Consider the following 9,833-nt stretch of genomic DNA (forward strand, 5'->3'; position numbering starts at 1 on the left):
GTTGCAAGGCTGTCTCGGTCTAGACGGGCAGGCGACGTGCATCGAAGCGGCCGAAACCGGCGCCATCGACACCCCGATCGAGCGCCGCCTGCGCGAGGTCGAAGCGGAAGGGCGCACGATCGCCCGGTTGTCGCGCCAGATCCTTTCGCCCGTCGCCACCTAAAATGACTGTTTGCGCGGCAACGCCCGCACGCCCCGGCGCTCCCGGCCGGGCGCATTCCACCCCGTTCACCATGACTTCCAAGCGCCGATTCTTCGTCACCACCGCCCTGCCTTACGCCAACGGCCCGTTCCACATCGGCCACATCATGGAATACATCCAGGCCGACACCTGGGTGCGCTTCCAGCGCATGCAGGGCCACGAGGTGCACTTCGTCGGTGCCGACGACGCCCACGGCGCGCCCATCATGATCGCCGCCGACAAGGCCGGCAAGACGCCGCAGCAGTTCGTCGCCGACATCGCCGCCGGGCGGGCGCAATACCTCGACGGCTTTCACATCCGCTTCGACAACTGGCACAACACCGACGCGCCGGAAAACCATCAACTCGCGCAGGACATCTACCGCGCGCTGCGCAAGAACGGCCTGATTGCGATGCGCGACATCGAGCAGTTCTTCGATCCGGTCAAAGGCATGTTCCTGCCCGACCGCTACATCAAGGGTCAGTGCCCCAAGTGCGGCGCGGCCGATCAGTACGGCGACGCCTGCGAGGTGTGCGGGGCGGTGTACGCGCCCACCGAGCTCAAGCATCCCTATTCCACACTATCCGGCGCCACGCCGGAGCTGCGTAAGAGCGAGCACTACTTCTTTCAGCTCTCGTCCGACCGCTGCGCCGACTATCTGCGCGACTGGACGCAGGCCGCCAACGCCCACGGTCAGCCGCATCTGCAAACCGAAGTGCTCAACAAGGTGCGTGAATGGTTCACCACCGACGAAAACGGCCACGGCGGCCTGGCCGACTGGGACATCTCGCGCGACGCGCCCTACTTCGGCATCGAAATTCCGGACGCGCCGGGCAAATACTTCTACGTCTGGCTCGACGCCCCCATCGGCTACCTCGCCAGCCTGAAAAACCATTTCGACAAGGGGCAGGCCGCGCAGCACTGGCACGCGCCTTCGCGCACCGCGCAGAGTTTCGACGCCTTCGTCGCCGATCCGGCGGTGGAGCAGGTGCATTTCATCGGCAAGGACATCGTCTATTTCCACACCCTGTTCTGGCCGGCCATGCTGCACTTCTCGGGCCGCAAGACGCCCAGCCAGATCAATGTGCACGGTTTTGTCACCGTCGGCGGCGAGAAGATGAGCAAAAGCCGGGGCACCGGCATCTCGCCGCTGAAATACCTCGACATCGGCCTCAACCCCGAGTGGCTGCGCTATTACCTCGCCGCCAAGCTGACCGCGCGGGTGGAAGACGTGGACTTCACGCCGGAAGATTTCGTCGCCCGGGTCAACAGCGACCTGATCGGCAAATACGTCAACATCGCCAGCCGCGCCGCCAAATTCATCAGCCAATACTTCGACGGCAAGCTGGGTTATGCCCACAACACCGGCGATTTGCGCGACGCCGCCCAGGCGCTGGCCGACGACGTGGCCGCTGCTTTCGAAGCGCGCGAATACGCCCGTGCGCTGCGCGAAATCATGGCCTACGCCGACCGCATCAACACCGCGTTCGACGCCGCCCAGCCCTGGATTCTGGCGAAAGACGAAGCCCGCCGCGCCGAACTGCAAGACGCCTGCTCGCAGGCCTTGGCCGGGTTCTGGCTGCTGTCGGTCATGCTCAGCCCGGTGCTGCCCGCGCTCACCGCTCGCGTGGCGCGCGAGCTGTTCGGGCTGGAGCGCGATTTCGTCTGGAGCGACGCCACCGAACTGCCGCAACACGCCGCACCCTATCAGCACCTGATGCACCGCATCGACCCCAAGCGCCTCGACGCCCTGTTCGAGACCGATCCGCCCGCAGCGCCAGTCGCTGCCAAACCTGTTGCCAAGCCTGTTGCCAAGCCCGCCGCCCAAGCCATGACGCCCACAGCACCGACTGCCGACGCCACGCAAGACCCCTTCATCACCATCGACGACTTCGCCAAGATCGATCTGCGCATCGCTCGCATCGCCCATGCCGAAGCCGTGGAAGGCTCGACCAAGCTGCTGCGCCTGACCCTCGACGTGGGCGAAACCACGCCCGACGGCCAGCCGCGCACCCGCAATGTGTTCTCCGGCATCTCCAGCGCCTACAAACCTGAAGACCTGATCGGCAAGCTCACCGTACTGGTGGCCAACCTCGCGCCGCGCAAAATGAAGTTCGGCCTGAGCGAAGGCATGGTGCTGGCCGCCAGCGCCGCCGACGAAAAGGCGCAGCCCGGCCTCTACATTCTCGAACCGCATACGGGAGCGCAGCCCGGCATGCGGGTGCGGTAACGCAGCCTCGTTACAGTCGCGCGCATCTCCGCCTCTCCTTGTCGCAAAGCCCTCATGAAACGCGTCGAACATACTCTGGAAGTTCTGATTTTCGGCAGCCGCTGGCTGCTGGCGCCGTTCTATATCGGCCTGGTTCTGGGCATCGTTTTGCTGCTGGTGAAGTTTGTCAAAACCTTCGTCGGCGCGGTGTCCGTGGTGTTTTCCGGCACGGGCGGCGAGGCCATGCTGGCCATTCTGTCTCTGGTGGACATCGCCCTGGTGGCCAATCTGCTGATCATCATCATTTTTGCCGGCTACGAGAACTTCGTCTCCAAGATCGACACCGGCGACCACGAAGACCGCCCCAGCTGGATGGGCCACGTCACCTTTTCCGATCTGAAGCTCAAACTCATCGGCTCCATCGTGGCGATCTCGGGGGTCGAACTGCTCAAATATTTCATCAATGTGCGCCAAGCCAGCCGTGACGACATGGCGTGGGCCATCGCCATCCACCTGGTGCTGGTGTTCTCCGGCGTGATGTTTGCGCTCATGGACCGGCTGTCGGGCATCAAGGCGGACAATCACTGAGCACCCTATTCTGTGCACCGTAGGCAGTCTATTTTTTGCAGGAGGTCATATGGCCGCACTCGACGACACCATCCGCAACTTTCCCGATACCGCCTGGGATGCCAGCCCTACCGAGCGCGCTCCCACCGCCGGGGTGGAGCATCTGCTCGAAGGCGGCCATGTGCTGTGCTTCCCGCAGCTGCACTTCGAACTGAGCGCAAGCGAGCGCCGCTTTCTCACCCCGTCCATCAGCGACGGCAAAGCCAAAAATATCAGCCTGCGCGATGACGGCAGCATTCGCGGCGCGTCGGGCAGCCCGCAAGACCAGGCCGAATTGCGCGACATGATTCAGCGATTCTCCCATCAGGCCCAGTCCCTGGTCGACCGGCTGTTTCCGCACTATCGGGGCAAGCTGCGCGCGGCCAAGGCCTCGTATCGCCCAATTCAGGTCGAGGGCCGCGAGACGAGCTGGCGCAAAGACGATACCCGGCTGCACGTCGATGCCTTCCCCTCCAACCCGATTCATGGCGTGCGGCTGCTGCGCGTATTCACCAATCTCAATCCCGAAGGGCGGCCGCGTCAGTGGCGGGTGGGCGAGCCCTTCCCCGAATTTCTGCAGCGTTTTGCACCGCGGCTCACCCCCCCCGTGCCCGGCTCGGCGGCGGTGTTGCGCGCGCTCAAAATCACCAAATCGCACCGCACCGACTACGACCACTACATGCTGCAGTTGCACGACAAAATGAAGGCCGATCTGGCCTATCAGAAAGACGCGCCGCAGCGCAGTGTGGACTTCGCGCCGGGCACGACCTGGGTGGTGTTTTCCGATCAGGTGCTGCACGCCGTCATGGGCGGGCAATACATGATGGAGCAAACCTTCTACCTCGAACCTCGGCACCAGCTCTATCCGCACACCGCGCCGCTCAAGGTGCTCGAAGACCTGATGGGCAAAGCCTTGCTGCCCGCCGCATGACGCGAGCGCAGCTCCCACTGCGGTGGGGTCAGGGCGCCCTGCCGTCAGCCCCGCAGCGCATGCTGCTGGTGCAGTTGTCCGCCATGGGCGATCAGGTGCAGACCCTGCCCGCCGTTTCCGACATCGCCGCACGCTGGCCCGGCATCGAAATCGATTGGGCGGTCGATGCCCGCTTCGCCGACATTCCGCGGCTGCACCCCGCCGTGCGTCAGGTCTTTGCCCTGCCGCTCAAGGCGGTGCAGCAGCAGCGCAGCCTCGCCGCATGGCGCGAGTTGCGCGCTGTGCTACGCGCTCTGCGCGCCGAGCGCTACGACCTGATCTGGGACCCGCACAGCGTGCTCAAAAGCGCCATCATCTCCCGTCTGGCGCGTGGCGCGCTGCGCGTCGGCTATCGCGCGCAAGACTGCGGCGGCGAGCCGCTCGCCGCCCGCGCCTACCAGGTGCATTTCGCCCGCCCCGTCGGCTTGCATGGCACCGAGGGGCGGCGGGTGTTTGCGCAGGCCGTGCTCGACACCGACCTGCACCGCCCGGTGGACTATGCGATCGATCAGCGCTACGCCCGCGAGCCAGGCGCTGCCAAGGTCGATACCGTCTTCCTCGCGCATGGCGCTTCCAAGCCGGAAAAGCTCTGGCCGCTCGACCACTGGCAGGCGCTATCCGCCCGTTTGGTGCAGGCTGGGCTGCGGCTGCAACTGACCTGGGGAAACGCCGCCGAGCAGGAGCGTGCGCAGCGCATCATCGCCGCGCTTCCGCCGGGCAGCGCGCAGATTCTCGACCGCCGCAGCCTGCTCGACATGCTGCCCGTCATTGCGCAGAGTCGGCTGGTGGTGGGCGTCGATACCGGCTTCACCCATCTCGCCGCGGCGCTGCGTGGTGGGACTGTTCGTCAGCACTGGGCCCGAGCTGTTCACCCCCACATCACCCCACCTGGCCCGCACCCTCGGCGGCGATGGCGTTACGCCGAGCATTGAAGCCGCCTGGCAAGCGGTCGAAGAATTACGCTGACCTACACTCGCATCCCGCGTTGATGATGCGGTGCTTATGCGGCCGCCATGTCGGTGCGACTGGCCGTACCCCGCTCCGGCCACCCGAACACCGAGTCGATATATTGGTCACACCGCAAACCTACTGGCTGAATAGCGCCACGGGGCGCACCCTGGGCTGGCGAGCCGCGGACTTGCAGCAAGCGCAAACCCTGGCCAATCAGGGCAAGTTCGTATAGGGCTTGTCTGGCTCCCAGCAACCCCAGCTTGCGCGTAAGGTAGTTGCTTGTAGTTGCCGATCTGCGGTGAGCGCATCGAGATCGGCCTGTGTGGCCCGCCAAAATCACGCTACCTGATGAAAAAACTCAGTCTTTCACCCGCACGGCCAACAACGCGGCGCCGACGATCAGCACCGTTGCCAGACCGATCCAGATCGTCAGCGCGCGCCCGGTCACGGCAATCAGCAGCAGGGTCGACGCCAAAGGCGTGAGGTAGCTCAACACTCCGATGGTGCGCGGATCCCCAAGTTTCAGCGCCCGGTCCCACAACAAAAAGGCGCCGCCCAGGGGCCCCAACCCCATCACCCCGATCAGCAAGCCATCGCGCAGGCCGAGGTGCAAAGGCGGCTCCAGCCAGACATGACAGGCCAGCGCGAGCAGGCCCGAAATCAGGCCGAACAAGCCCAGCGCCGCCGTGGGAAACCCTTTGCCCGACTGCGCCATGCGGCGGCTGCCCAGCGAGAACGTAGCCCAGATCAGCGCCGACCCCAGGGCCGGAAGGTAGCCCCAGGCCCAGGCCGCCTCTAACGAGTGACCGCCCAGAATCGCCAGCCCCGCCCCCAGAAAGCCCAGGCCGGCCGCCAGCACATGCGCCGACCGCAGGCGCACCCCGGGCAAGAGCAGCGGCGCCAGCACCACGATGAACAAGGGCCAGAGGTAATTCACCAGATTGGCCTGCACCGGCGGCGCGTGGCGCAAGGCGATGAACAACAGGAAATGGAATCCGAACAGGCCATACACGCCCAACGCCAACGCCGCGCGAGACACGCGCCACTGCCGCCAATGGCCCCACGTCGGCACGCTGCCGATGATCAGTGCCAACCCGGTCAGCGCGAAGGCCGGCACCTGAGAAAGCGCCACCCCCAGGGTAGCGAGCGTTGCCCATAGGGCAATGGCGCCGAGGGCGTAGAGATTGGCTTGGGTGCTGAGTTTCATCGCTGCGCATGGTAGTGGGCCGACCTGTCACGCTTTTGTCAAAACGGTTACGCACACTTGGCTCTCATCAGCGGACCACCTGCCCAGATCGTGCCGATCAAACATTCTGTTCTATCGCTTCAATTCGCCTCAGCCCCCACACCCTGCCAGGACAGGAACAGCCAGCCTGTCGATGCCGATGAGGCCCTACGGCGGCTGAAAGTCGGTGATGCCTGGGCCGTACTAGCTGTCAGCGGCGAGGACGTGCATGAACTGACCAACTGGCTGATGCGACTGCGACATCCTCTCGGAGGCCAAACGTCCCGCGTCATCGCCTTTTTGCCAGACTGCGCCTCACCCGGCGCCATGGCTGCGCTAAACGCGGGCGCCGATGCCCTGCTGCCGATCGACAGCCCGCCGCAGCTCATACGCGCCCAGCTCGCTCGCCTGCGTGAACGCCTCGCACCGCAGACTGGAGACCGCGTCCAGCTGGAACCCCTTCTGGAGCTCGACGGACAAACCCGGACGCTCCGTATTCAGGATCATTGCCTCAGTCTGCCCTCGCAGCAGTTTCTGCTGTTGTGGGCTCTGGGCGCACGTCCGGGCGACATCCTGAGCCCGCAAGAGCTGCGATTGGCCATGGACATTCCCGCACGCGCGCACGCCGATACCGTACACACCGCGGTGGCTCGCCTGCGTCGGCACCTTCGTCCACATGATCTGCATCAGCGTGTGCAAACCGTGCATGGCGCGGGGTATCGCTGGGCCACGGAAAAGTCGATGCAGTGAAGCGAAGCATTCGCAGTGTCAAGATTTGTTTACATCTTTGGCACGGCTGGACAGGATTCAGACAGGTTCTTGCAACCCCGCGGACATGTCGCAGGAATGGAATGACAGCTTTCGTCAACCCACCCGCCACCGCCCAAGGGAGCAATCAGTTATGTCTCGCCATCGACCCACCTTCAAGCCATCGCGACTCACCCAGTCCGTCCTGGCCGCCCTGCTCGTCATGCCGTTTGCCGCAGCCCACGCGCAGACCTCTCCCGAGAGTCTGGGCACGGTGCAGGCGGGGGCGCAAGGCGGCAACGGTCAGACCGCCGCCGAGCGCGAAAAAGCCAAGCAGGAAAGCGCACCGCACCAGGCGCCTACGCAAGGCTCGCTCAAAGCCGGGCAGCCGCAGTCCATCATCAACCAACACTACATTGAAAACACCCAGGCCGCGACGGCCAACTACAGCGACATCGTCAGCATCGCTCCCAGCGTGGTGGACATCGAGCCCAACGGCCCGGGTCTGGGCAACAGCAAGGGACTGTCGATCCGCGGATTTCAGGACGGACAGTACAACCTGACCTGGGACGGCATTCCGGTGGGCGACTCGAACGACTTCACCCACCACTCGGCGGAATATTTCATGCCGCAGGACATCGGCCAAATCATTGTCGATCGCGGCCCGGGCAATGCCTCCACCATCGGCTACGCCACGTTTGGCGGCACCATTTCATTGCTCACCAAAGAGCCCCTGGACAAGCCGCAGACCACGCTCTATGGCAGCTTTGGCAGCTTCGGCACCGCGCTGCTCGGAGCCGAGTTCGATACCGGGGTGATGAAGAACTACGGCGACATGCGCGCTTTCATCGACTACCGCCAACTCAAGAGTGACGGGTATCTGAGCGGCGCCAGCACGCAACGCAAAAACCTGTTCATCAAGGCGGAAAAACCCGTCGGCGACAACTCGCTGCTGACCTTCGTCTCCATGGTCAACCGCAACAGTGGCGGCAACGCGGCCATCGTCGGCGCCACTTCCGCCCCTTATGTCTCGGTGAGCAAATATCCCTACACCAGCACCTTGCCAGGTCAGATCCAAAAGTTCGGCCCGAACTACGGTCTGAGCAGCAACCCACTAAGTCAGGCCTATACCGGCTACAACTACGACGACTTCCAGACCGACTTCGAGTACCTCGGCTTGAAGACCAGCGTGGGCGATGTGCAGATCGACAACAAGCTCTACACCTACGCTTACTACCACAGCGGCTGGAATGGCCTTGACCCCAACGGCGGCGGCTGCGACTACGGCCAAGTCAACTGCCTCAACCCAGACGGCACCTTCCCTGCTGGGGCGGATACGCCCAATGGCACCATCAACGGCGCCAACAATATTCCCGGCCAGCACATGTACCTGAACTATCGCAACTGGGGCGATCTGCTGCGCATGCACCAGACCTTCGGGCCAGGCACCCTGCACTACGGAGTTTGGCTGAACTACCAGACCTATCACCGCTACAACTCGGAAATCGACTTTTCCGACAACCAGGCCTGGAACGCCAGCGGCACCTATCCCAACGGCATCAGCAAAGCGGTGGATCGCCTGATCAACGGTACCTTCACCACCGCACAGCCCTATATCCAGTACGACTGGAATCTCACCAGCCAGTTGCAACTGCGCGGCGGCCTGAAGTACGCCTGGTTCCAGCGCCACGACAACGCCCCAGTCGAGCAAAAGAGCAAAAAACCGCTGGACTACACCCAGACCTGGAGCAAGGTGCTCCCTGCCGTCGAACTGCACTACGCCATTGCTCCCAACTGGAGTGCGTATGCACAGGTGGCCAAAGGCTATCTGGCGCCCAACGAAAACCTGTTCTACATCCCCAATCCGCAAACCGGCGCCAGCGCCGTGGAGCCGGAGCAGACCACCAACTATCAGGTTGGCACCACTTGGCGATCCAAAGCCCTCACCCTCAGCGGCGATCTCTACAACATCGACTTCACCAATCTGGTTCAGTCACGCACCGTGGCAGGGCAGAAGTATTTCTATAACGCTGGCGGCGTGAAATACCGGGGCGCTGAGATGGAGGCCACCTATTACATCGGCAGCGGTATCAGCCTGTACGGCAACGCCGCCTACAACCAGGCCAAACAAGACAGCGATGGCCTGCAACTGGCCGGCGTGCCCAAGACCACTGGGGCTGCCGGGGTGATCTACAACCGCGGCGCGTGGTATGCCTCGCTCATCGCCAAGTACATCGGCTCCAACTATGGTGACATTGGCGTCGACGGCAATGGAAACCCGGCAGGCATCTATCAGATTCCGTCGAGCACCATTCTGAACGCTGCGGTCAACTACACGGTGCAGGATGCCTCCTTCCTGCCTCATGGAACCAAGATCGGCCTGCAACTGTTCAACCTGACCAACAACACCAAGATCAACTCCCTGGCGGGCTACACAGGCGGCAACGTGCCGCTGTTCTACACCAATGCCGGTCGCAGTTTCATGGTCAATTTCTCGGTGCCGTTCCAGTAATGCCGCTGTGAGCGCGGGGTTCGTGACCGTGTCACGAACCCCGGCTAAGTTGTGCAGCTTTTGTTCCATTCCCGGAGTTTGATCATGTCTCTCGACACCCTCACCCACCTGGCCCAGACCTCGGGCGGGATTCTCTACATCATGGCCTTGCTGTTGTTCATCGCGCTGGCCGTCAGCGTGGAGCGCTTCTGGGCGATTTCGCGCATGCTGGCTTCGGCCAAAGGCTGGATCCGCGAGCTCAAGAGCCACGCGCATGTGGACGTGAAGCAGCTCAAAGCCAAGGTGGACGATGACGCCGATTCCCCCGCGGCGCAGGTGGTCGCCGTGGCGCTGCAGCACGACCTGGCCGACCCGCTTGATCACTTCACCGACCGGCTGGAAGAAGCGGTGATGGATCAGGCCCCGCGCATCGACCGCGGGCTGTGGATGCTC

At 63.5% G+C, this 9,833-nt stretch carries 7 protein-coding genes and 1 pseudogene; 7 read left to right on the forward strand and 1 reads right to left on the reverse strand.

Annotated features, from left to right (window positions below; genetic code table 11):
- Window positions 1-233: 233 nt before the first annotated feature.
- Genes metG through waaC form a run of 4 tightly spaced genes read left to right on the forward strand, consistent with a single transcriptional unit; the run spans window position 234 to window position 4,898 of the window.
- Window positions 234-2,411, forward strand: a complete 2,178-nt coding sequence (gene metG / locus B7X30_RS14570; RefSeq protein WP_286731548.1) for a methionine--tRNA ligase — start codon at window positions 234-236, stop codon at window positions 2,409-2,411.
- 54 nt (window positions 2,412-2,465) lie between these two features.
- The gene (locus tag B7X30_RS14575) at window positions 2,466-2,978 is read left to right on the forward strand and encodes a TIGR00645 family protein (protein ID WP_286731550.1); all 513 of its coding nucleotides are present in this window, start codon (window positions 2,466-2,468) and stop codon (window positions 2,976-2,978) included.
- 49 nt (window positions 2,979-3,027) lie between these two features.
- The gene (gene kdoO / locus B7X30_RS14580) at window positions 3,028-3,927 is read left to right on the forward strand and encodes a Kdo hydroxylase KdoO (RefSeq protein WP_013105281.1); all 900 of its coding nucleotides are present in this window, start codon (window positions 3,028-3,030) and stop codon (window positions 3,925-3,927) included.
- Window positions 3,924-4,898, forward strand: coding sequence for a lipopolysaccharide heptosyltransferase I (waaC, locus tag B7X30_RS14585; protein WP_286731554.1), 975 nt, complete (start codon window positions 3,924-3,926; stop codon window positions 4,896-4,898). The genes kdoO and waaC overlap by 4 nt, the downstream gene beginning before the upstream one ends.
- 377 nt (window positions 4,899-5,275) lie before the next feature.
- On the opposite strand, the gene B7X30_RS14590 is transcribed toward waaC, so the two are convergent.
- On the reverse strand, window positions 5,276-6,124 hold the full coding sequence (locus tag B7X30_RS14590) for a DMT family transporter (protein WP_286731555.1): 849 nt from the start codon (window positions 6,122-6,124) through the stop codon (window positions 5,276-5,278).
- 345 nt (window positions 6,125-6,469) lie between these two features.
- Between B7X30_RS14590 and B7X30_RS14595 the strand changes: the two genes are divergently transcribed.
- The 3 genes and pseudogenes from B7X30_RS14595 to B7X30_RS14605 all read left to right on the forward strand — a co-directional run.
- Complete coding sequence (locus B7X30_RS14595; RefSeq protein ID WP_013122687.1) at window positions 6,470-6,892, forward strand: winged helix-turn-helix domain-containing protein; 423 nt, start codon at window positions 6,470-6,472, stop codon at window positions 6,890-6,892.
- Between the two features lie 151 nt (window positions 6,893-7,043).
- Window positions 7,044-9,401 carry a TonB-dependent receptor gene (locus B7X30_RS14600; protein ID WP_286731557.1) on the forward strand — a complete coding sequence of 786 codons (2,358 nt, stop codon included), beginning with the start codon at window positions 7,044-7,046 and terminating at the stop codon, window positions 9,399-9,401.
- 84 nt (window positions 9,402-9,485) lie between these two features.
- Window positions 9,486-9,833 (forward strand): annotated as a pseudogene (locus tag B7X30_RS14605) (MotA/TolQ/ExbB proton channel family protein); the annotation flags it as partial.

Origin of the sequence: Thiomonas sp. 13-64-67, assembly GCF_002282795.1 — a bacterium.
GTDB lineage: Bacteria > Pseudomonadota > Gammaproteobacteria > Burkholderiales > Burkholderiaceae_C > Thiomonas > Thiomonas arsenitoxydans.

What these genes read in the sequence shown, in the direction of transcription:
- B7X30_RS14575 (WP_286731550.1), top strand. Translation starts at nt 2,466, where the DNA reads ATGAAACGCGTCGAACATACTCTGGAAGTTCTGATTTTCGGCAGCCGC.
- B7X30_RS14595 (WP_013122687.1), top strand. Translation starts at nt 6,470, where the DNA reads ATGGCTGCGCTAAACGCGGGCGCCGATGCCCTGCTGCCGATCGACAGC.
- B7X30_RS14590 (WP_286731555.1), bottom strand. Translation starts at nt 6,124, where the DNA reads ATGAAACTCAGCACCCAAGCCAATCTCTACGCCCTCGGCGCCATTGCC.
- waaC (WP_286731554.1), top strand. Translation starts at nt 3,924, where the DNA reads ATGACGCGAGCGCAGCTCCCACTGCGGTGGGGTCAGGGCGCCCTGCCG.
- metG (WP_286731548.1), top strand. Translation starts at nt 234, where the DNA reads ATGACTTCCAAGCGCCGATTCTTCGTCACCACCGCCCTGCCTTACGCC.
- B7X30_RS14600 (WP_286731557.1), top strand. Translation starts at nt 7,044, where the DNA reads ATGTCTCGCCATCGACCCACCTTCAAGCCATCGCGACTCACCCAGTCC.
- kdoO (WP_013105281.1), top strand. Translation starts at nt 3,028, where the DNA reads ATGGCCGCACTCGACGACACCATCCGCAACTTTCCCGATACCGCCTGG.